Genomic DNA, 20,588 nt, shown 5'->3' with positions numbered 1-20,588 from the left:
GTATGATTAAGGGAGGATGGTAACGCGTTTGCCTGTTTCGGCTGTTACTGCTTTTCCGGCCGCCGTTAGCTGCCGTATCTGCTGCAGGATAGCTTCGCGGAGCAGCAGGCCCAGCCGCTCGGTCTGCACAGCATCTTTCAACATCTTCAGGCCGTCGCCGCCGCCGGCCAGGTAGTCGGAGGTAACTAAGGTATAAGTCCGGGCCGGGTCAAAAGGCTGGCCGTTGATTTTGATAGCCGTGGCTTTGCCGTTCTGCACGGTGTAAGTAGCGTTACCGATGGGAGCGAACTTTTTTTCGGCGGCGTAATCAAACAGCTGCTTTACCGTCTCCCCTTTCAGCGTCAGCACCACCAGCTCGTTCTCGAATGGCATCAGCTCAAACACATGGCCTGTGGTGATCTCGCCCTCCGGCAGCGGCACTCGCAGGCCCCCGTTCGTCGTCAGCGACAGGTCTATTGGTTTGCCGTAAAGCGGAGCGGCCTGCGCCAGTTGCAGGTCCACCACAAAATTACCCAACGGCGACTCATACTCTCCCTTGCCCAGGGCCACCGGCGCAGTGCCCACCACTTCCGACATTTTAACAGTTACTTCCTCGCGGTAAGGGACTATCTGCGCCTCCATTTGCGGGTCCGGCGCTATGGTTTGGTCTACCGGCACATCGGTTTCGGCCAGCACGGGCGAGGCCACCCAAGGGCGCTGGCAGCCGGCTATGCTCAGCGAGAGCGCCAGGGCGGCTATCGCTTTGGAGAAATTGCTTTTCATAAGGATGTTCAGGATATGGCCCCAAAGGTACCAGCCTCTGCAACACCAACCAAGTTGTATAGGTTCTGCGGAGAGTCGGCCTTAGATGATTCCTTTAAGGAATGATTTATGATTTTTACAATAAAAAATTAACTAATTAAGTTTTTACTATGTAACTTGTTCCTAAACCTCCTTAACTCCTATTCTATGAAAACCAAATTGTTACTCAGCTGCTTAGCATTCCTCCTGCTGCCCATGTTTGCGCAGGCTATTCATGTAATGAGTGGCCACATTAGCTACACTGTGGACGAACAGAATCCGCTAAAGTACAACTTCACACTCAAGCTTTATACTTCGGCCTGGTCCCAGGCGCATGACGTAACTGTGAACATGCACATGGGAGACGGCAACATAGTTGAAGTACCCTGGGCAAGCTACGTTCATTATAGCAGAAACTATCACACGCCTACTTTTCACTGGAGTTATACTTTTGGGCAGGAAGGGGATTACACGGTTGCCTGGATAGGTCCCGGTCGCAGCAGTCACATCGTAAACCTCCCGGAGCAATCAGACAGCACCAGAACTTACATTTATACGGAAGTAAGGGCCAGAGCCCTCATGAGCAATAGACACTCTGTTAACCTTGCCGGAATGCCCGTTTTTGAGGCTTATGTGGGAGAGGCCATGACGCAAAACTTTTTGGCGTACGACGCGGATGGGGATAAGCTGTTTTACAGCCTGGTTCCACCAAAGACTTCGACCTCAACAGGAGGGGTAGTCGCCGTTCCCGACTACCAGCACCCGGAAGGGCTGACCATTAACGAATATGGAGAACTCAGATGGGATAATCCTACCATAATAGGTCGGTATGAGACCTCTGTGCATATTACTGAGCAGCGCAATGGTATTGTAGTGGGTTCCACCGTAGTAGACATCACGCTACACGTGGGTGACCGGGCAGGGCAGCCGCAACTGACACTGTTAAATAAAGATCGACTAGAAGTCAGAGAAGATGGTTCCATTCAAACTTGGCCAAACCAGCCCCTGAAGTTTGAATATTACCTGCAAAGAAGTGCGGAGACAGAACAGCCCCTGTTTGCCAGATACTTTAGCGAGATAGATACACTAAACCTTACGGAGGCAACCCTCACTGTGCGGGATACAGTAAACGGATTCGCGCTGACGCTCGCCTTTACCCCCACCCCCGCCATGGAACGCGCTTCCCCATACCTGATCGGGGTACGGGGCCGTGGCACGGATTATCAAAACCCAGATCTTTGGCCGCAGCCCAACTGGGGTTATTACCTAGAGGATGATTGGGATTTCGTCTACCTATACGTTGGCGAGCAGCAGCCCACCGCCTCAGAAGACGAACTGAAAAAAGCCGGTTTTATACTGTACCCAAACCCTATTGCCGATAAGTTTGTGATTGAGGCCCCGGATATGCCAGGCATGTTCGTGCACCTCTTCGACGCGAACGGCAAAAGGGCAGGCGCGTTACGGCTACAGCCAGGAAAGAACCAGTTCAGCAGGCCGGCCTCGCTTTCCAGAGGCTTATACTTTTACACGATCTATAGCCACCAGAAGCCTGTGGGCAGCGGAAAAGTGGTGGTGCGGTAGTGCCAGAAGCTCAAGCACTGACCTGGTGCAGCCGGCGATCTGCTGTACCCCAACACCAAATCAAAGATTTTCTTCAAGGGCAGCTATAACAGCTGCCCTTGCTGCTTCTGCAAAAGTCTGAACGGCCCTCACCTTGCCTGCTATCTCCCGTACAACCTACCATGCTTCAAAAATGGAAAGAGTTTGTGCGCAAACTGAAGGAGGACGTTTACACCCTTTACCTTGCCTCCCGGGATCCGCGGATGCCGTTCGCCGCCAAGGTGATGGCACTCATAACAGTAGCCTATGCCTTCAGCCCCATCGACCTGATCCCGGACTTTATCCCGTTACTAGGTTACCTCGATGACCTGCTGCTGCTGCCATTGGGCATTTGGCTCACCATAAAGCTGATTCCGCCGCCACTGCTGCACTACTACCGCCAAAAGGCCCGGGAGCGGATACATCAGCGCCAACCAAACTATGTGATGGCGGGGGTGATTGTTATACTTTGGCTACTGCTTGGTTACTGGATGTACCAGGCGTACCAGCACCGGTTGGAGTAAAGCGCAACCACAACCCGGCCTAGCCCAAAGCAGCCATACGCCGTAAAGTATAAAAGCCTATCTTTACACAAAATTAGAACATTAAGCATGAAGACTGACGAGCAGCAAAACCCACAGCGCCTGTTCCCCGAATTCACCCCTGCCACAGCGGCAGCTTGGGAGCAGAAAGCACGCAAGGACCTGCGCGACACGCCCCTGGAAAGCCTGACCTGGCACACCTACGAGGGTATCGACATAAAACCATACTACACCAAGGAAGATATTGCCAGCCTGCCGTTAACCCGGCAGAAGCCCGGCGACTTTCCGTTTCTGCGTGGCGATAAAACATGCGACAACGGCTGGCTGAACGTGCAGCAGGTGGAGGCGCATGGCGATGCCCACCATGCCATTGAGAAAGCTGCCGATGCCCTGCAGCGCGGGGCCGACGGCGTTTGCTTTGTAGTGCACCAACAGGAGCTGTTCGATGTAGCGCATCTGGTGCGCCTGATAGACCTAAGCCAGCATGCGGTGAGCTATACCGTAAAGGAGCAGCCGGACAGCTTCCTGCAGCGGCTGTATGCCGAGCTGGAAAAACGCAACATCTCGCACCGCAACCTGAAAGGCTTCCTGAATTTTGACCCGGCTTCCGTGAAAAGCAAGATCGACCACGAAGAAGGCCGTGCCATCATCAAAGCACTGGACCTGACAAAGGACAGCCCGGACTTCTACGGTGTTACCGTGAACGGAACCAGCTTCAGCGGTATCGGGGCCTCTGTTACCCAGGAGCTGGCCTATACGCTGAGCGCTGCCGTTACCTACCTCCACAGGCTGACGACAGCCGGAGAGCCGCTGGAGTCGGTGCTGCGCAACATGCAGTTCGTGATGGCCTCGGGCACCAATTATTTCTTCGAGATCGCCAAACTGCGTGCCCTGCGCCTGCTGTGGGCCGCCGTGGTAGAAGCCTACCAGGCAGAGCCGGCGCTGGCCGCCAAGCTGCGCATCCACAGCGTTACCTCCAGCTGGTACCAGACCACCCTGGACCCGTACGTGAACATGCTGCGCACCACCACCGAGGCCATGTCGGCCGTTATTGCCGGCTGCGACTCGCTCACCGTCACGCCATTCGACAACACGTTTAAAGCCTCAGACGAGTTTTCAGAGCGCATTGCGCGCAACGTATCCATCATTCTGAAAGAAGAGGCTTACCTGGATAAAGCCATAGACCCCGCCGCAGGCTCCTACTATCTGGAATCGCTGACAAACGAACTGGCCCAGCGGGCTTGGGTTCTGTTTAAAGAGGTGGAGGGCATGGGAGGCTTTGAGGATGCCTACAGCAACGGGTTTATACTTGGCAGCATCACGGAGGTGAGCCGCCGCAAGTTCCGCAACATTGCCACCGGGCGCGATGTGCTGGTGGGCACCAACAAATACCCGAACCCGAAGGAGAAAGTCTCTTTTGACCCCGAGGAGCTGATACAGAGCGCCGACTTTGACACCACCCGCGCCGCCTACCCTACCGAGGTAATGCGCATGGCCACCGAGTTGCACCTGCGCAAGCTAAACCGCCGCCCAAAGGCGATCATCGCCCTGATCGGCAGCTCGGAGCAGCGCCAGGTAAACGCCTCTTTTGCACAGGAGTTCTTCAGCTGCGCCGGCTTCGACACGGAGGTACAGCCGTTTGGCACCGCCGCCGATGCCTCTGAAAAGCTGCTGCATGCCGCCGCCGATGTGGTGGCCGTTTCTACCTCAGAGGCAGCCTATGCCCGCGAGTTTGACCCGAAATTGCGCCATCACGACGGCAAGCCGCTGGTGCTGTTGGCAGACGACCCGAAGCACCTGAAAGCGGAAATGATTTCGCACGGGTACGACGAGTTCCTCTTCGAGGACTGCGACGTGACCAACATCATGCGCATTGTGCACCGGAAACTGCACGGGAGCAATGATTGAAGTAGAGAATGAGTGGTTGAGTGGATATTTTTATACTTGAGTACTCATCTTAAATCAGAAAAAGCATGACTGGGTTTGATGAGGAATGAATCAAAAAGCTATTCGCTCATCCACTCCACCCCGCATCCAAAATTGACCATATGAGCACAGCCGCAGTACCCAGTATATTTACCATGCCCAAGAGCGATGCCGTACAGGAGGTAAGGCAGGCGCTGGAAGGCCAGATTTCCGCGTGGAACCAGGGCGACCTGGAAACAGCCATGGCCTTTTACTGGAACTCGCCGGACATGCTCTGGATCAGCAAGAACGGCACCGAGAAAGGCTACCAGGAGGTTTACGAGATGTTCCTGCAGGACTTTCCGGACCGCGGCAAGATGGGTACTTACACATACACGCCCCTGCACATCGAGCAGCTAGCAAAAGAGGCTGTATACTTTGTGTTCCGTTGGATGATCGAGTTAAACGGCGAGCGCCTGATGGGTGGCGTGTCGTCGCAAGTATGGAAGAAGCTGGATGGCCGCTGGGTGGTAACCTCTGAGCATGCAAGCTGAATTGATGACTGAATTAGTGAATGAGTGATTGAGTGAATGATTTTAAATCATACTTCACCAGTAACTCATTTCGAACAATAGAAAGATGGTTTTGATGATTGAATGAACTCATAGTAAGCCTAATCACTCAATCACTCATTCAAAATTAAAAATATGAAGCCTGATTTTTCGAAAATAGACATAAACAAAGTAGCTGCGGCAGAGCATGGTCCCAAAGCCCCTGCTGAGGCTACCCTATGGAAAACCCCGGAGCGAATAAAAGTGAAGAGCTTTTATACTTCGGAGGATGCCAAACACTTTGAGCACCTAGACTTTGCTGCCGGCCTGCCGCCTTACCTGCGCGGTCCCTACAGCACCATGTATGTGCAAAAGCCCTGGACAATCCGCCAGTATGCCGGTTTCTCCACCGCTGAGGAGTCCAACGCCTTTTATCGCCGCAACCTGGCGGGCGGGCAGAAAGGCCTTTCCGTTGCCTTCGACCTGGCCACGCACCGTGGCTACGACTCCGACCACCCGCGTGTGGTAGGCGATGTGGGCAAGGCCGGTGTGGCCATCGATTCTGTGGAGGACATGAAGATCCTTTTCGACCAGATCCCGCTGGACCAGATGTCGGTTTCCATGACGATGAATGGGGCCGTGCTGCCGATCATGGCGTTCTATATTGTGGCGGCCGAAGAGCAGGGTGTGAAGCCGGAGCAGCTGAGCGGCACCATTCAGAACGATATCCTGAAGGAGTTTATGGTGCGCAACACCTACATCTACCCGCCGGAGCCAAGTATGAAGATTATCGCCGACATCTTCGAGTATACATCGAAGAACATGCCGCGCTTCAACTCCATCTCCATCTCGGGCTACCACATGCAGGAGGCCGGCGCCACTGCCGACATTGAGCTGGCCTATACTTTGGCGGACGGTTTGGAGTATGTGCGCACCGGCTTGAAGGCAGGCATGGACATCGATGATTTCGCGCCGCGCTTGTCGTTCTTTTGGGCCATCGGCATGAACCACTTCATGGAAATCGCCAAGATGCGTGCCGCGCGTATGCTGTGGGCCAAGCTCATCCAGCAGTTTAACCCGAAAAACCCGAAATCGCTGGCGCTTCGCACGCACTGCCAGACCTCGGGCTGGAGCCTCACCGAGCAGGACCCGTTCAACAACGTGACCCGTACCTGCGTGGAGGCCCTGGCCGCTGCCTTGGGCGGCACCCAAAGCTTGCACACCAATGCCCTGGATGAGGCCATTGCCCTGCCAACTGACTTCTCGGCCCGTATCGCCCGTAACACCCAGATCTACCTGCAGCAGGAAACGAACATCACCAAAGTGGTAGACCCCTGGGGCGGCTCCTACTATGTGGAGGCACTGACCCATGAGCTGGCACACAAAGCCTGGGCCTTAATCGAGGAAGTGGAAGAGCTGGGCGGTATGGCTAAGGCAATCGAGACTGGCCTGCCGAAAATGCGCATCGAAGAGGCCGCAGCTCGTAAGCAAGCCCGCATCGACGCCGGCAAGGACATCATTGTAGGCGTGAACAAGTATAAACCCGAGCAGGAGCAGGAGATCGAGATCCTGGACATCGACAATACCGCGGTGCGGGAGTCGCAGCTGCGCAGGCTGGCAAGTATAAAAACCAGCCGCGACGAAGGCAGTGTTTTAAATGCATTGCAGGCATTAACGGATGCGGCGGAATCCGGCGTAGGCAACCTGCTCGATTTAGCTGTGGAGGCAGCAAGGCGCAGAGCTACGCTGGGTGAGATTTCCGATGCGCTGGAGAAAGTATACGGCAGACATAAAGCAGTTATCAGAGCCATATCAGGAGTGTATTCAGCAGAAATAACAGACGACGAGAACTTCCAGCGCGCCAAAGCCTTGGCCGACCAGTTTGAAGAACTTGAAGGCCGCCGGCCTCGCATTATGGTGGCTAAAATGGGCCAGGACGGCCACGATCGCGGCTCCAAAGTAATCGCCACCTCCTTCGCCGACCTCGGCTTCGACGTGGACATCGGGCCGCTCTTCCAGACCCCAGCCGAAGTAGCCATGCAAGCTGCCGAAAACGATGTGCACGTAGTAGGTGTTTCCTCGCTGGCAGCAGGACACAAAACGCTGGTGCCGCAGCTCATCGAAGAGCTCCGCAAACTTGGCCGGGAGGATATCCTGGTGATCGTGGGCGGCGTGATTCCGGCCCAAGATTATGACTTTCTGTACCAGGCCGGCGCCGTGGGCGTATTCGGCCCGGGTACCATCATCTCAGTAGCCGCTCAGAACATCCTGGAGAAGCTGATCTCTGGAGTTAAAGAGTTGTAGAGACGCAATACTTTGCGTCTTTGCAAAAGTATAAAGCCGCAGTTGATTCGTTCAGCTGCGGATTTTTTGTTCTGGCGCCGGTATCCAACCGGTGACGCACAGTGGGTAGCGAGTCTCCAGACTCGCTTTTATTCTTGTACAAGTGAGTCTGGAGACTCAGCCCCACCCTCGGCACCAGCTAGATGCTGGCGCCAGTCTTATACTTTACTCAATCAGCACAACCTCTAGCCTCCCCTTCTCCCCAGCATAATTTTTGGCACTGCTATAGTACCAATGCCCCGGCTCTTCCACAAAGCCAGCCTTTACCGGGTTCTGATGCAGGTACTCCAGCCGTTGCTCCATGAGCTCGTTAGTACTAAGCTCCACATAATGCCCGCCCAATTGCCAAAACTGGTACTCGCCGTGGCTGGCACTTTTCTCAGCGGCACTCCTAAACATCCACAACAGCCAATTCTTCCGGCTCTCCCTAAGACTGCTTTTGACGGATTCAATCAGAAACCTGGAAGTATACTTCTTCAGGTCCCGCAGTACATCCGTTAACCTAGGTGCAGAGCAGATCAGATGCACATGGTTGGTCATGATGCACCAGGCATAAAGCGTCAGTTCCTTCTTTTGCTGGCAATAGCTTATACTTTCACATACCAACTCACAATAGTCACGACGGGTGAACACATCCGCCCACTCCACCACGGTTAGCGTGACAAAGTAGATACCATCTGGGTTAGAAGCTTTACACTTTAAACTCATGCTGTTTTACACGTAGCTGCTGAATTCCGGTTTAAACAATCCCCCCTCCCACTGGTTATTGCCTGCAGTATCACGTACTTTCGCCCTATCATGAAATTAAAGCACATCCTCATTGCCCTCTCCGTTGCCCTTCTCGGCTGTTTTATCTACGACACCATGTCTATACCCAGTGTGGATGACCTGGAAGGCGACTTTAAAGAAGTGGCCATGTACCGCAACGAGAACAATACCGGCCCTGTGGTTAGGATTTATGCGGTAACGGTAGACGACACGCTATGGGAGCAGATGCAGGCGTACGGAGACTACATGCCGCATACGAAATATGGCAATACCAAAGTATATTTCTTCCTGAAAAACAGCCCTGTACCAAGCGAAGTATACCCCGGCGAATCCAATTTTGAGGAACGATTCCAAGAATTTGCTGTAGCCAGGTATGAAAAAGATGCCATGAGCCAGGTTTCGTTTGTGCGTTACCCGTTCGAGTAGTATACTTGCCGCCTTGCTTCTGCAATACGTATGAGTAGCTAATCACTTACATACAAAACCAGAGCAAAGCATGAAGTATACTTTTAGCACTTTAACTTTTAGCCTTCTGTTACTATTACCGTTTACCTTCGTTGTACAGCCGCTGCGGGCACAGGAGCTGTATAGGCCGGAGCAGGATTTAGGCGAGCTGTTCGAGCAGGTACAGCTGCAGCATATCTTCCCGGACTCCAAGACCTTTGCAGATGCCGTGCCGCTGGCGCCGCCGCAGCAGATTTTAGAGGCCTATCAGCAGCAAAAAAACCAGCAGGGCTTTAGCCTGGAGGCTTTTGTGAAGGAATATTTCCAGATGCCATCGCAGCCTGGCACCGGCTTCACCACCGATACCACCCTTTCGGTAACACAGCACATCGAGCGCCTCTGGCCTGTGCTTACCCGCGAGCCGGGCGCCGACGGCGGCTCCCTGATTCCTTTACCCAAAAAATACATCGTACCGGGAGGCCGCTTCCGCGAGATCTACTACTGGGACAGCTTTTTCACCATGCTCGGCCTGCAGGCCAGCGGCGAAACAGAGCTCATCCAAAGTATGGTCGATAATTTCACGCACCTCATCAACACCACCGGCCATATTCCAAACGGCAACCGCACCTACTACCTCAGCCGTTCACAGCCGCCGTTCTACGCGCTCATGCTGCGGGTGCTGGCGCAGCAGAAGGGCCGCGAGGTGCTCAGAACCTATGCCCCCGCCCTGCGCAAGGAGTATGATTTCTGGATGGATGGAGCAGAGCAACTCTCGGCGGCCAACCCAACGCACCGCCGCGTGGTGCGCCTACCGGACGGCAGCACCCTGAACCGCTACTGGGACGACCAGCCGGAGCCGCGCCCGGAGTCGTACCGCGAAGATGTGGAGCTGGCGCAGGAGTCGGGCCGCAACCCCGAGGACGTGTACCGCAACATTCGCGCAGCCGCCGAGTCGGGCTGGGACTTTAGCAGCCGTTGGTTCTCTGATGCGCAGAACCTCAGCACTATCCACACCACTGACATCATCCCCGTAGACCTGAACGCGCTGCTTTACCACGTGGAACTGACGCTGCAGGAGATGGCCGTGCTAAACGGCGACAGAGCCGAAGCCAGGGAGTTTGAGCGCCGTGCCAAGGCACGCCGCGACGCCCTGCTCAAGTATACCTGGAGCGATAAAGCGGGCTTCTTCTACGACTACGACTTCGTGAAAGGCACCACCACCAACATCCCTTCGCTGGCGGCCGTGTTCCCACTGTACTTCTGCATGGTTAAAAAGAAGCAGGCAGATGCCGTGGCGCAAAAGCTGGAGGCAGATTTCCTGCAGCCTGGTGGGCTGGTGACCACGCTGCACCGCACGGGCCAGCAGTGGGATGCCCCCAACGGATGGGCCCCGCTGCAATGGATGAGCATCCAGGCGCTTCGCAATTATAAACACGACAAGCTGGCCGACACAGTGGCCCAACGCTGGGCGGCGCTGAACGAGGCCGTTTTCCAGAACACGGGCAAGCTGATGGAGAAGTATAACGTGACCGACACCAGCCTGCAGGCGGGCGGCGGCGAGTACCCGAACCAGGACGGCTTCGGCTGGACCAACGGCGTGCTTCTGAAGCTTTTCTCGCTGCATCCGCAGCTGCTGCAGGCAGAACTTCAGGAACTGGAACTGCAGCACTAGTTATACTTTAAGCTGATAATACTTTATACTTGGAGAGGCGCTACAGTGGCGCCTCTTTTCTTTTCAGACCTGTGACTCAACGCCTGAGCTGATTATCAAAAATCAAAAGCACGGGGTAAGACGTAAAATCACAAAGAACCAAAACCTGAGAAAAATGAAAGCTAAACGTATAAGAACCACTGCCGCAGCGCTGTTCTCTGCTTCACTGCTGCTCGCTTCGTGTGGCGGGGAGTATGGCGAAAACACAGAAATGCCACCAGAATCAACAACCGGGGAAACGCAGGAAACAGGCGCCCCGATTGATGGCGACAAGCCTGGCACAGGCGCCGACTCTGCCAGCATAAACGATGTACTGGCCGGGGAGGAAGACACCGCGACAACAAACCCGTAATACAATACTCTTAACAGGAAAAGCAGGGTAATACCTGCTTTTTTCGTTTGTAGCCAGGGGCAACTTTTTTGCACCACCGTTTCCCCTTGGCACTCCTTTTGTACTTTATGCTGCCGTAAGACGTTTACCTATAGCTATGATCAGACTCAGACAACTTGCAGCAGCCGCCATACTTACCTTCAGCAGTTTTGCCGCACTGGCGCAGGGCGAGCGCAACAACTGGTACTTCGGAAAAGGGGCCGGCATCATATTCAAAGGCGATTCCGCCGTGGCCACCAACAGCAGGCTCTTTACCGAAGAGGGTAGCGCCTCCATCTCCGACGCCGATGGCAACCTGCTTTTCTACACCAACGGCATCACCGTCTGGAACGGTGAGCACCGCGTGATGCCCAACGGCAACGGCTTGATGGGCGGTAAGTCCTCCACTCAGTCGGCACTGATACTTCCCGAGCCCGGCAGCAGCAACATCTACTACATCTTTACCACCGATATTCAGGCACAATCCGATGGACTACGCTATACGGTGGTAGACATGACGAAGCAGGAAGGCAAAGGGGATGTAACCTCCCGTAACAACTTCCTGATCGCCCCGGCCACCGAGAAGTTGACAGCCGTGCGCCACAGCAACAACAAAGATTGGTGGGTGATAGCCCACCGCTGGAACAGCAACGGCTATATGGCTTACCTGGTAAACGAGGATGGCGTAGCAACCAGGCCCGTTCTGAGCCAAGTGGGCACCGTACACGGCGGGCCCAACCGGAAAGCCATTGGCTACCTGAACGCCTCCCCGGATGGCACCAAGCTGGCCTCGGCCCTCTGGGATGCCGACAGTAACTTTGAAATCCTGAGCTTCGACCGCAGCACCGGTAAGGTTTCTGACCCTATACTCCTGAAAGGGTTTGAAGAGGCCTATGGGGTTGTGTTCTCCCCGGACGGAAGCAAGCTGTATGGCACGGCCAACGGCATAGGCGGTGGCAAAGCGCAGATCGTGCAGTTCGATCTGAAAGCGGGTGGTGCAGATGCTATTGCCAAATCTGCGGTAGTGGTGGGTACTTCTAAAAGCCCGCGCATTGGGGCACTGCAGGTGGGGCCGGACGGCAAGATCTACGTGGCCCGTCAGGATAATTATTACCTGGGCGTGATCCACAACCCTAACGCCAAAGGCGAAGCGGCCAAATATGTAGATGATGGCTTTCATCTGGGCAAGCAGAAGAGTGATTTGGGTTTGCCAAACTTCCCGCAGGGCATCAGCAGGTAACAGACAAGCGCAACAGCAACACAGGGCTGGCTTCTTAATTGGGGCCAGCCTTTTCTGTTATACTTTAGACGGAGGATGTTTTATACTCTAGGATGGTACGGCAACCTATAAATCCTATTTTTGTAAAAGAGTACGACTGTTTAACCTAACCCTTGTTACCTTGGCCAAAAGATTCAGAACCGAGACCTACGTAGAAGGCATTTTTGCCGGTGACCGTGTGATGTTAAGCCGCGCCATTACCTTAGTGGAGAGCAGGCTGGCCTCGGACCAGGAGCTGGCGCAGGAGGTGGTAAACCAGGTGCTGCCGCAGGCAGGCAACTCGGTGCGCATCGGCATAACCGGTGTGCCGGGTGTGGGCAAAAGCACGTTTATCGAGGCCTTTGGCAACTATCTGATCAAGGAGCAGGGCAAGAAGCTGGCAGTGCTGGCCATAGATCCCACCAGCCAGCGCTCGGGCGGCAGCATCCTCGGCGACAAAACCCGTATGGATTCGCTTGCGATCAACCCACAGGCGTTTATCCGCCCTTCCCCAGCCGGCAAATCGCTCGGGGGGGTGAGCCGCAGCACCCGCGAGAGCATCATACTTTGCGAGGCAGCCGGCTTTGATGCTATTTTTGTGGAAACGGTGGGCGTTGGCCAATCGGAAACAGCCGTGCATGCCATGGTAGACTTCTTTTTGCTACTGATGCTGGCCGGGGCCGGCGATGAACTGCAAGGCATCAAGCGCGGCATCATGGAAATGGCCGATGCCATTGCGATCACCAAAGCCGATGGCGAGAATGTAGGCAAGGCCAACGCTGCCCGTACCGAGTACCAAAGCGCACTGCACCTCTACCCGCTTGGCGCCTCTGGCTGGATGCCAAAGGTTAGCACCTGCTCTGCCCTACAGAACACCGGCCTCGATACGATCTGGCACACAGTAGCTGATTACCTGGAACTTACCAAAGGCAACGGCTACTTTGAGAAAAAGCGCCACGACCAAAACCTGCAGTGGATGTATGAAGCGATCCGCCAGGGCCTGGAAGAAAACTTTTATGCCCACGGTCAGGTAAAGCAGCTACTGCCAGGTATCGCCGAGCAGGTAAAGGCCGGCCAGAAATCCGCTTTTGCCGCAGCGGCAGAGTTGCTGCGGTTGGTGTAGAGGGTAAAGTATAAACTTCATGGCTGCTGTTCTCGCGTGGACAGGCTGTGACCTGTCCTTACAGGTGTAAATCCACCCCTAGAGAGTTACGCTCGCTAGCTCAAAACTCGCGTTTTGGCTAGTCCAGAGGAGGGAAGTCCTGCTGCACGGGGTCCAACCATCCCTACCCCTCCTTGTCTAAGGCGGGGAATTTTCACCTCTCCCCAACCCTCTCCTAAAAACAGGAGAGGGAGCTTTTCAGCAAAGGATTACACCCCTATAGTCCCCTCAAGGGGACAGTTGCAGAAAGCCTCAGCTATCGAATTTGTACCCAATTTTTCTGTGAGGCGCCTATGCGAGTTTTTCCGGTGCCCGGAGGGCATTGCGACAGCAAAGGAAAAGCTCCCAGCGCCGAATAGGAAAACGAGGCCTCCCGGCCTAGGAGGGCAGAAAGTGTACTATGGAACGGGTCGTCTGTAGGAACTAGAGGATGAACGGAAGTTAGTAAGTACAGCTTGGTTCCAACTGCAGAAAGCAGCGGCTAAGTGAGACACAAGCGGACGCTTGCGCCAGAGAAGTATGAAGTACGGCCAAAGTATAAGGTATGGCTTTTCAAGCCAAGTGAGTCAAAGACTCACTATTACTAAATAAGTCACAAATCAAAAGATTTGCGCCAGGAAGGTTGGCAAGTATGAAAAATGGTTCGCACGGATCTCGAGATCTGCAGCAGAGAAGGTTCCGGACAAGGGTATTCGAAACAGCAAGGAGCGCCCCCAAAGCTAACAAGTATAGCAACAGCATAAATTACTCCTGCTAAAACAAAAACAGCTGGCCCATCTCTGAACCAGCTGCTTTCTATCAATAAGTAAATCTTTACCGTGCTTCCTCCAGGCTAACCTTCGCCCATTTACAGATGCCGCCCAACGGGGGGTTAAACTTGTAAACATTCACCTTCACCGACTGCACGAACGGAAACCGCTCATACACTTTGTCGATGATGCGGTGGCCGAGGTGCTCCAGCAGGCGGGCCGGGGTTTTCATTTCCTCCAGCACCAGCGTGTACAGCACTTCGTAGTTCACCGTTTCATCCAGGCTATCAGATTCAGCGGCGCGGCGCAGGTCGGTTTTTATGATCAGGTCGATGCCATACTTGTTGCCGATCTTCTGCTCCTCGTCGTAATAGCCGTGGAAGGCGAAAAACTCCATGCCCTCCAGTGCGATCTGCCCCATCTGCTGCTTAGCCTATCTCGTCGAAGAAGGAACCGCCAGTGCTTGGTTTAACCGTAGCACCATTGGTAACAAACGAGTTGCGCGATGGCTCCGTCATGGGTGGCTGAATCTCAGGCTTGTCTGGCTGCACGGGCTGTATTTCTGGCACCGGCTGCTCAATACCCGGGGAAGGCACACGGCCCGGGTAATCCGGCTCCGGCTGCGGTATCTCCGGCGACGGCACATTCGGTACGGGTGTAGTTGGGTTCGGCACCTCTGGCTGCGGCTGCGTTACGTCAGGAGCCGGGTCGCCAATAGTATTGCTGACAACTGCTACAGGCGCGTTCGCTGCCGTAGACTCCGGTAATTTATAGGTGTGGTTATCTGATGTCTTGTCCATATCTTTCAAATTTTTGAGCAGCTCCGAAGAATCAACCTCTGTGTTGGCTGCTTTTGAAAGAATACTGTGTGTACCTGCTTTAGGTTTTGCCTTCGCTTTCTCGGCGTTCTCCAGCGTCTCGTTGGCCAGGTTGCGCAGGTCGCGCACCAGGTGGTCCAGGTGGCTCTCCATCTGGCGGCACTCCTGGTCCAGAGATTTTACGTGCTGCTGCATCTCGGCAATTACGTGTGCCGACTGCCGCTGCGCCTCCTCCAGCATCTGGCGCGCCTCATTGCGGGCACGGCTCATGATCTCCTCCGCCTTCAGCTCCGACTCGCGGGCCTGCAGTTCCGCCGACTTTTTGGCCTGCTCCAGGATACTGTTACCCGTGTCTTCAGCGGTTTTCAAAGTTTTGTACAGCGATGACTCCACCTCGCGCAGCTTCTGAGTTTCGCGGTGGGCCGCGTCCAGCTTCATGCGCAGGTCTTTGTTTTCATCCTGCAGCTTTTCCCACTGCTGCGAGAGCGTCAGCAAAAATGCATTTACCTCATCCTTGTCTAGTCCTCTAAATGCCTTTTCAAACGTTTTTTGCCTGATCTCTAACGGTGTAATCTTCATAACTCAAAAATTTATATCCCAAACCGAAATGGTGCGGTCATCGCTACACGAAACTAACTGATTCTGGTGAGCCGACCAAAATAATTTGTTTACCGAGGTGCCGTGGCTGGCATGGCGTACTTTATCAATCACTTTCAGCAACTTAAAGGTTTGCGCGTCCCACAGCTTTATGGATTTATCCATGCTGCAGGTGGCAAAATAACGGCCGTCGGGGCTGTAGGTGATGTGGTTGATGGTGTACATGTGCGCAATCAGGTATCCCTGCTGGTTGTAGTTCTGCTCTACCTCCCACACCCGCAGGTGTGCGTCGCGGCCACCGGTCAGCAGCAGCCTTCCATCAGGCGAGTAAGCCACGGTAAACACCGAGTTGGTGTGCATCTCCAGCTCAAGCTTCTGCTCCATGCTGTGGGCGTCGAACACGCGCACTTTATGGTCGCTGTAGCCTGCGGCGAGTTCGTTGCTATACTTGTTGTAGGCCAGGCTGCGGGTGCTCTTGTCGGACTTTCGGATGATGGTCTCCAGCTCAAAGGTCTCCCCGTCCAGCACGGCAACGCCCCCGTTGCCCAGCGCCACATATACTTTGCCCACCTCCGAAGTATAGAGTATATCGAAAATAGCAACCTTAGGCAGCGGCACCGACTTCAATATGCTTTTGCTTTGGAGGTCGATGACCTGCACGCCTTCGTTGTTCTGGCCGATGAGCAGCAGGCGGCGCTCCGGCAGGTGGCAAAGGGCGTAAACCGAGGAGCTCACCTGCGCCACCAACTCACCGTTTTCAGGGTCCGTCAGGCTCCAGGCCACCACCATGCCATCGCCGGCGGCTGAGAAGAACTGGTGTTCCTCCGCTGCCGGCACCAACGTATACACACTGTCGCGGTGCCCGGTAAGGGTAGCCACTTTCTCGACTTGTACTTTACTCGCCATGCTGCTGTGCTCCGGTGTTCTGTAATTTTAGCCTAAATTTACAACAAATACAGCTAATCAGCCGTGCCATACTTTTAAAACCGCTGCAACTACACATTATTGCCTATGCCGCTGCTATACATGAAACAACTGGACAAGCACACCCGCCTGGGTCTCTGGGAACTGGATGAACCAGTAGAGGAGCTGCGGGCGGAACTGCCATCCTATGTGGCGGTGGAGGAGCGTCTGGAGCAGGTGCACCCTAAGCGGCAGCGGGAGTGGCTGGCCAGCCGCGTGTTGGTTTACAGGCTCTTGCGGGAGTTCACTCCGCGCCCACTGCAGCTGCTGCGCAACCAGCACGGTAAGCCATACTTTCCCGATTCCCGCTTCCATGTCTCTATTTCGCACTCGCCCCAGTTGGCCACCGTTATACTTTCTGATAAGTATGAGGTTGGCATAGATATTGAACTAGTATCCCCGAAAGCGCTACGGGTGCAGGATAAGTTTTTGACAAATGCGGAGAAAAGCCAGACGTTGGCCAGTGAGCAGCATACTTGCCTTTACTGGAGCGCCAAAGAAACTTTGTACAAACTATACAGCCGTAAGCAATTGATCTTTAAAGAGAACTTAGCCATAGCGCCTGCCGATGAGCCGAATGTGCTGCAAGGCCGTGTGAATACTGAAAATTTTTCTAAATTGTACCGTATTCAGTTCGAGGCACTGCACGGCCACGTCCTCACGTACTGCGTAGACAAGCAACCCGATCCCACAAACTAAACAGACAACAGACATGAAACAGTTATTCTCTTTGGCCACTGCCCTACTGCTTTCGGCTGCCGTTTTTGCCCAGTCCGGAGGCTACAAGGTGGGCGATAAAGTGGCCGACTTTACCCTGCAGGGCGTGAACAACCAAAGCATGGCACTTAGCGACCTGACCGATGCCAAAACCGTGGTGCTGGTGTTTACCAACAACCAGTGCCCTTACGCCAAGCTGTACGAGAGCCGCCTGGTAACGCTGGCCAGCAATTATGGCGCCAAGGGAGTGCAGTTTTTATTCATCAACCCTGGAGCCGGCGACGCGGGCGAAACCCTGCAGGACATGGCCAGCAGGCAGTACAGCCCCTATTTGGCGGATGAAGGACAAAAAGTGAGCCGCCAGTTTGGCGCCACCAAAACGCCGGAGGTGTTTGTGCTGCACAACTCAGGAGGTGAGTTTACCCTGAAATACAAAGGAGCAATAGATGATAACCCGCAGATGGAGAGCGGCGTGAAGAACTTCTACCTCCGCAATGTGATTGATGAGGTTCTGGCGAACCGCCCCGTGTCTGCCGGCGACAAGCGCGCCACTGGCTGCCTGATTAAGAAGTACTAAGCATAACATTCCTTCAAGTATAAAAGCAGAAGCCGCTCCATTAGGAGCGGCTTCTGCTTTTATACTTGTGGTGGCTCTCGCATCAATGTGCTGCATCCTCATCCGTAATAACATCCAACAGCTTGGTCACCTCGGTAGCTTTCTCCGGGTCATCCATCTTCTCGAACGAGAAGGCCAGGTTACGCAGCGCCCGCTTCACAATATCGAGGTTGTCGCAGGGCTCGTAGAAAATATCCACCGGGTTCAGGCTCAGCTGCAGAATGTAATTATCGATGTCGGCCTTGCTCAGGATAAGGCCCTTGTTATAGACGTTGATGTAAAACTGCAGATCACCTAGCTTGTAGGTAAGTATAAACAGGTTCGGCAGGTTTACCCCATACACCGGCATGTTCAGGCGTTGCGCCAGTGTCATGTAGATCACGCAGAGCGTGAGCGGGTTGCCGCGCTTGGTCTCCAGCACCAGGTGCAGCATGGAGTTGGCCGGCGAGTGGAAGTTCTTGGTGTTGGCCGAGAACCGCTTCTCCCGGAACAGCACGTTGTTGAGCGACTTTACCTGGTCATAGGGATGCATCTCGTCCTTCATGTGCGTCCAGGCATCAAAGTAAAGCTGGTCCATGGTCCTGTTGATGGAGGCAAAGTCCACGTCCGGGTACAGGTAGGAATTCACGAGGTACATGCCCTCCAACAGGTTCTCCGCTCCCTTATTCTTCCACTCCAGCAAGCGCTTTGTCAGCCCATCGAACTGCAGGTTGTGTATCAGGTCCTCAATTTTCTTCTGCAGGTCGGTGCTGAGGGTCTCCTCCCACTCCTCCTCCAGAAAAGGGATGATGCCTTCCCCTAAATAAGCGATCTGCTTCTCCACATATGCCGCCACCTCGAAATCGCTGTCATCCAGCAGCGAGATCAGCGCCTTGATTTCTCCTTTTGTCACTTCTCCTCCGTAATAAAAGCTAAAATTGCAGGAGCCCCCGAAGGGGCTGTCTGCAAAGTATAAAATTATAACACGTCTTCCGTTAGTTTTGATTCACCGCCGCGGTATAATCTCAGGTCTGGATCACGCCCACGTTGTAAGGCCTTTCGATAGGCGCGTGGTTGGCTGCCTCAATGCCCATGGAAATTACCTTGCGCGTCTCCAGCGGATCGATGATGCCATCCACCCACAGGCGGGCAGCGGCATAGTATGGCGACAGCTCCTCGTTATACTTGTTGGTGATGCGCTCCAGCAGCTCCTGCTCTGCCTCCGGCGTTATCTCCTCGCCTTTCGCCTTCATGGCCGATACCTGGATCTGCAGCAGCGTGTTGGCAGCCGCGGCGCCGCTCATCACAGCCAGTTGTGCCGTTGGCCAGGCGTAGATCAGGCGCGGGTCGTAGGCCTTGCCGCACATGGCGTAGTTGCCGGCACCGTAGCTGTTGCCCACTAGGATGGTAAACTTCGGCACCACCGAGTTGGCCATGGCGCTCACCATCTTGGCGCCATCCTTAATAATGCCGCCATGCTCTGACTTGCTACCCACCATAAAGCCCGACACATCCTGCAGGAACACCAGCGGAATCTTTTTCTGGTTGCAGTTCATGATAAAGCGCGCGGCCTTGTCGGCAGAGTCGGAGTAGATAACGCCACCCATCTGCATCTCACCTTTCTTGCTCTTCACAATCTTGCGCTGGTTGGCCACAATGCCCACCGCCCAGCCATCGATGCGGGCCAGGCCGCAGATCAGGGTCTGGCCGTACAGATCCTTGTAAGGCTCAAACTCCGAATTGTCCACCAGGCGCAGGATGATGTCCATCATGTCGTAAGGCTTCACCCGGTCAGCAGGCAACAGGCCATAGATCTCCTTCTCGTCCTGCTTTGGCGCAGCAGGCTCCACGCGGCTAAAACCGGCCACCGGCTTGTCGCCCATCTTGTCAAAAATGTTGCGGATGTGGTCCAGCGCCTCTTTGTCGTCCTTGCACTTGTAATCGGTTACACCCGAAATCTCGGAGTGCGTGGTGGCGCCCCCCAGCGTTTCGTTGTCTATGCTCTCGCCAATGGCGGATTTCACTAAGTAGGAGCCCGCCAGGAAAACCGAGCCCGTGCCCTCCACTATCAGGGCCTCATCGCTCATAATCGGCAGGTAAGCGCCCCCGGCCACGCAGCTGCCCATGATAGCGGCTATCTGCACAATGCCCATCGAGCTCATCACCGCATTGTTGCGGAACATGCGCCCAAAGTGCTCTTTGTCCGGGAAGATCTCATCCTGCATCGGCAGAAACACCCCGGCGCTATCCACCAGGTACACTATCGGCAATTTATTCTCTATGGAGACCTCCTGGGCGCGCAAGTTTTTCTTGGCTGTGATCGGGAACCAGGCCCCCGCCTTCACGGTGGCATCGTTAGCCACCACCACGCATTGGCGGCCCTTGATGTAGCCAATGCCGGTTACCACGCCGCCGCTTGGGCAGCCGCCCACCTCCTGGTACATGCCTTCGCCGGCAAAAGCGCCGATCTCCAGAAACTCGCTTCCTTCGTCCAGCAGGTAGTCAATGCGCTCGCGCGCGGTCATCTTACCTTTAGCGTGCTCCTTCTCAATCCGCTTCTCGCCACCGCCCAGGTGTACTTTCTTCAGTTTGCTATTCAGCTGGAACACCAGCTGCTTCAGTGCGTCTTCGTTTTTGTTGAATTCGATATCCATTAAGGGTTTGATTAGTATGGGTTGTATAGTTTTAAGGTAGTATAAATGCGAAAATCCGCCCA

At 54.6% G+C, this 20,588-nt stretch carries 19 protein-coding genes; 12 read left to right on the top strand and 7 right to left on the bottom strand.

Going from position 1 to position 20,588, the window contains the following annotated elements:
• Positions 1 to 6: 6 nt before the first annotated feature.
• The gene (locus tag PXG97_RS12110) at positions 7 to 762 is read right to left on the bottom strand and encodes a 5'-nucleotidase C-terminal domain-containing protein (RefSeq protein ID WP_276498011.1); all 756 of its coding nucleotides are present in this window, start codon (positions 760 to 762) and stop codon (positions 7 to 9) included.
• A 186-nt stretch (positions 763 to 948) separates the two neighbouring features.
• Here PXG97_RS12110 and PXG97_RS12105 point away from each other — a divergent pair, with 186 nt between their 5' ends.
• From PXG97_RS12105 to scpA, 5 genes are all read left to right on the top strand, one after another.
• Positions 949 to 2,361, top strand: coding sequence for a T9SS type A sorting domain-containing protein (locus tag PXG97_RS12105; protein ID WP_276498010.1), 1,413 nt, complete (start codon positions 949 to 951; stop codon positions 2,359 to 2,361).
• 161 nt (positions 2,362 to 2,522) lie between these two features.
• Positions 2,523 to 2,903: a YkvA family protein gene (locus PXG97_RS12100; protein WP_276498009.1), complete on the top strand. Its 381-nt coding sequence runs from the start codon at positions 2,523 to 2,525 to the stop codon at positions 2,901 to 2,903.
• Between the two features lie 87 nt (positions 2,904 to 2,990).
• A complete protein-coding gene (locus PXG97_RS12095) occupies positions 2,991 to 4,829 on the top strand; it encodes a methylmalonyl-CoA mutase family protein (RefSeq protein WP_276498008.1) in 1,839 nt (612 codons plus the stop codon).
• Positions 4,830 to 5,002: 173 nt separating this feature from the next.
• Positions 5,003 to 5,380 carry a YybH family protein gene (locus PXG97_RS12090; RefSeq protein WP_276498007.1) on the top strand — a complete coding sequence of 126 codons (378 nt, stop codon included), beginning with the start codon at positions 5,003 to 5,005 and terminating at the stop codon, positions 5,378 to 5,380.
• Between the two features lie 153 nt (positions 5,381 to 5,533).
• Positions 5,534 to 7,681 carry a methylmalonyl-CoA mutase gene (scpA, locus tag PXG97_RS12085; RefSeq protein WP_276498006.1) on the top strand — a complete coding sequence of 716 codons (2,148 nt, stop codon included), beginning with the start codon at positions 5,534 to 5,536 and terminating at the stop codon, positions 7,679 to 7,681.
• 204 nt (positions 7,682 to 7,885) lie between these two features.
• Here the strand turns inward: scpA and PXG97_RS12080 are convergent, their stop codons facing one another.
• Positions 7,886 to 8,428: an REP-associated tyrosine transposase gene (locus PXG97_RS12080; protein WP_276498005.1), complete on the bottom strand. Its 543-nt coding sequence runs from the start codon at positions 8,426 to 8,428 to the stop codon at positions 7,886 to 7,888.
• A 90-nt stretch (positions 8,429 to 8,518) separates the two neighbouring features.
• Here PXG97_RS12080 and PXG97_RS12075 point away from each other — a divergent pair, with 90 nt between their 5' ends.
• From PXG97_RS12075 to meaB, 5 genes are all read left to right on the top strand, one after another.
• Positions 8,519 to 8,914 (top strand): hypothetical protein, encoded by a 396-nt coding sequence (locus tag PXG97_RS12075; protein WP_276498004.1) that lies wholly within the window; start codon positions 8,519 to 8,521, stop codon positions 8,912 to 8,914.
• Between the two features lie 70 nt (positions 8,915 to 8,984).
• Positions 8,985 to 10,604 carry an alpha,alpha-trehalase TreF gene (gene treF / locus PXG97_RS12070; RefSeq protein WP_276498003.1) on the top strand — a complete coding sequence of 540 codons (1,620 nt, stop codon included), beginning with the start codon at positions 8,985 to 8,987 and terminating at the stop codon, positions 10,602 to 10,604.
• Between the two features lie 154 nt (positions 10,605 to 10,758).
• Positions 10,759 to 10,995 (top strand): hypothetical protein, encoded by a 237-nt coding sequence (locus PXG97_RS12065; protein ID WP_276498002.1) that lies wholly within the window; start codon positions 10,759 to 10,761, stop codon positions 10,993 to 10,995.
• A gap of 136 nt (positions 10,996 to 11,131) precedes the next feature.
• On the top strand, positions 11,132 to 12,253 hold the full coding sequence (locus PXG97_RS12060; RefSeq protein ID WP_276498001.1) for a WD40 repeat domain-containing protein: 1,122 nt from the start codon (positions 11,132 to 11,134) through the stop codon (positions 12,251 to 12,253).
• Between the two features lie 160 nt (positions 12,254 to 12,413).
• Entirely contained in the window at positions 12,414 to 13,394 is a 981-nt protein-coding gene (gene meaB, locus PXG97_RS12055) for a methylmalonyl Co-A mutase-associated GTPase MeaB (RefSeq protein WP_276498000.1), read from the top strand.
• Between the two features lie 852 nt (positions 13,395 to 14,246).
• Here the strand turns inward: meaB and folB are convergent.
• Genes folB through PXG97_RS12040 form a run of 3 tightly spaced genes read right to left on the bottom strand, consistent with a single transcriptional unit; the run spans position 14,247 to position 16,503 of the window.
• On the bottom strand, positions 14,247 to 14,603 hold the full coding sequence (gene folB, locus PXG97_RS12050) for a dihydroneopterin aldolase (protein WP_276497999.1): 357 nt from the start codon (positions 14,601 to 14,603) through the stop codon (positions 14,247 to 14,249).
• 7 nt (positions 14,604 to 14,610) lie between these two features.
• Positions 14,611 to 15,579, bottom strand: coding sequence for a DivIVA domain-containing protein (locus tag PXG97_RS12045; RefSeq protein ID WP_276497998.1), 969 nt, complete (start codon positions 15,577 to 15,579; stop codon positions 14,611 to 14,613).
• A 3-nt stretch (positions 15,580 to 15,582) separates the two neighbouring features.
• Positions 15,583 to 16,503 carry a WD40 repeat domain-containing protein gene (locus PXG97_RS12040; protein ID WP_276497997.1) on the bottom strand — a complete coding sequence of 307 codons (921 nt, stop codon included), beginning with the start codon at positions 16,501 to 16,503 and terminating at the stop codon, positions 15,583 to 15,585.
• Positions 16,504 to 16,623: 120 nt separating this feature from the next.
• Here PXG97_RS12040 and PXG97_RS12035 point away from each other — a divergent pair, with 120 nt between their 5' ends.
• Both PXG97_RS12035 and PXG97_RS12030 read left to right on the top strand, forming a co-directional pair.
• Positions 16,624 to 17,259 carry a 4'-phosphopantetheinyl transferase superfamily protein gene (locus PXG97_RS12035; protein ID WP_276497996.1) on the top strand — a complete coding sequence of 212 codons (636 nt, stop codon included), beginning with the start codon at positions 16,624 to 16,626 and terminating at the stop codon, positions 17,257 to 17,259.
• A 13-nt stretch (positions 17,260 to 17,272) separates the two neighbouring features.
• Positions 17,273 to 17,854 carry a thioredoxin family protein gene (locus tag PXG97_RS12030; protein ID WP_276497995.1) on the top strand — a complete coding sequence of 194 codons (582 nt, stop codon included), beginning with the start codon at positions 17,273 to 17,275 and terminating at the stop codon, positions 17,852 to 17,854.
• An 82-nt stretch (positions 17,855 to 17,936) separates the two neighbouring features.
• Here PXG97_RS12030 and PXG97_RS12025 read toward each other — a convergent pair whose 3' ends face one another.
• Entirely contained in the window at positions 17,937 to 18,785 is an 849-nt protein-coding gene (locus tag PXG97_RS12025) for a transglutaminase-like domain-containing protein (RefSeq protein WP_276497994.1), read from the bottom strand.
• Between the two features lie 112 nt (positions 18,786 to 18,897).
• On the bottom strand, positions 18,898 to 20,526 hold the full coding sequence (locus PXG97_RS12020; RefSeq protein WP_276497993.1) for an acyl-CoA carboxylase subunit beta: 1,629 nt from the start codon (positions 20,524 to 20,526) through the stop codon (positions 18,898 to 18,900).
• Positions 20,527 to 20,588 lie beyond the last annotated feature (62 nt).

The organism is Pontibacter litorisediminis, assembly GCF_029360645.1.
Taxonomy (GTDB): domain Bacteria; phylum Bacteroidota; class Bacteroidia; order Cytophagales; family Hymenobacteraceae; genus Pontibacter; species Pontibacter litorisediminis.
Note: the sequence above shows the minus strand (reverse complement) of the source record. Positions and strands in the feature narration are given on the sequence as shown.

Excerpts from the sequence above, each read along its gene's own strand:
- PXG97_RS12110 (WP_276498011.1), bottom strand. The coding sequence starts at position 762 with ATGAAAAGCAATTTCTCCAAAGCGATAGCCGCCCTGGCGCTCTCGCTG.
- PXG97_RS12105 (WP_276498010.1), top strand. The coding sequence starts at position 949 with ATGAAAACCAAATTGTTACTCAGCTGCTTAGCATTCCTCCTGCTGCCC.
- PXG97_RS12100 (WP_276498009.1), top strand. The coding sequence starts at position 2,523 with ATGCTTCAAAAATGGAAAGAGTTTGTGCGCAAACTGAAGGAGGACGTT.
- PXG97_RS12095 (WP_276498008.1), top strand. The coding sequence starts at position 2,991 with ATGAAGACTGACGAGCAGCAAAACCCACAGCGCCTGTTCCCCGAATTC.
- PXG97_RS12090 (WP_276498007.1), top strand. The coding sequence starts at position 5,003 with ATGCCCAAGAGCGATGCCGTACAGGAGGTAAGGCAGGCGCTGGAAGGC.
- scpA (WP_276498006.1), top strand. The coding sequence starts at position 5,534 with ATGAAGCCTGATTTTTCGAAAATAGACATAAACAAAGTAGCTGCGGCA.
- PXG97_RS12080 (WP_276498005.1), bottom strand. The coding sequence starts at position 8,428 with ATGAGTTTAAAGTGTAAAGCTTCTAACCCAGATGGTATCTACTTTGTC.
- PXG97_RS12075 (WP_276498004.1), top strand. The coding sequence starts at position 8,519 with ATGAAATTAAAGCACATCCTCATTGCCCTCTCCGTTGCCCTTCTCGGC.
- treF (WP_276498003.1), top strand. The coding sequence starts at position 8,985 with ATGAAGTATACTTTTAGCACTTTAACTTTTAGCCTTCTGTTACTATTA.
- PXG97_RS12065 (WP_276498002.1), top strand. The coding sequence starts at position 10,759 with ATGAAAGCTAAACGTATAAGAACCACTGCCGCAGCGCTGTTCTCTGCT.
- PXG97_RS12060 (WP_276498001.1), top strand. The coding sequence starts at position 11,132 with ATGATCAGACTCAGACAACTTGCAGCAGCCGCCATACTTACCTTCAGC.
- folB (WP_276497999.1), bottom strand. The coding sequence starts at position 14,603 with ATGGGGCAGATCGCACTGGAGGGCATGGAGTTTTTCGCCTTCCACGGC.
- PXG97_RS12045 (WP_276497998.1), bottom strand. The coding sequence starts at position 15,579 with ATGAAGATTACACCGTTAGAGATCAGGCAAAAAACGTTTGAAAAGGCA.
- PXG97_RS12040 (WP_276497997.1), bottom strand. The coding sequence starts at position 16,503 with ATGGCGAGTAAAGTACAAGTCGAGAAAGTGGCTACCCTTACCGGGCAC.
- PXG97_RS12035 (WP_276497996.1), top strand. The coding sequence starts at position 16,624 with ATGAAACAACTGGACAAGCACACCCGCCTGGGTCTCTGGGAACTGGAT.
- PXG97_RS12030 (WP_276497995.1), top strand. The coding sequence starts at position 17,273 with ATGAAACAGTTATTCTCTTTGGCCACTGCCCTACTGCTTTCGGCTGCC.
- PXG97_RS12020 (WP_276497993.1), bottom strand. The coding sequence starts at position 20,526 with ATGGATATCGAATTCAACAAAAACGAAGACGCACTGAAGCAGCTGGTG.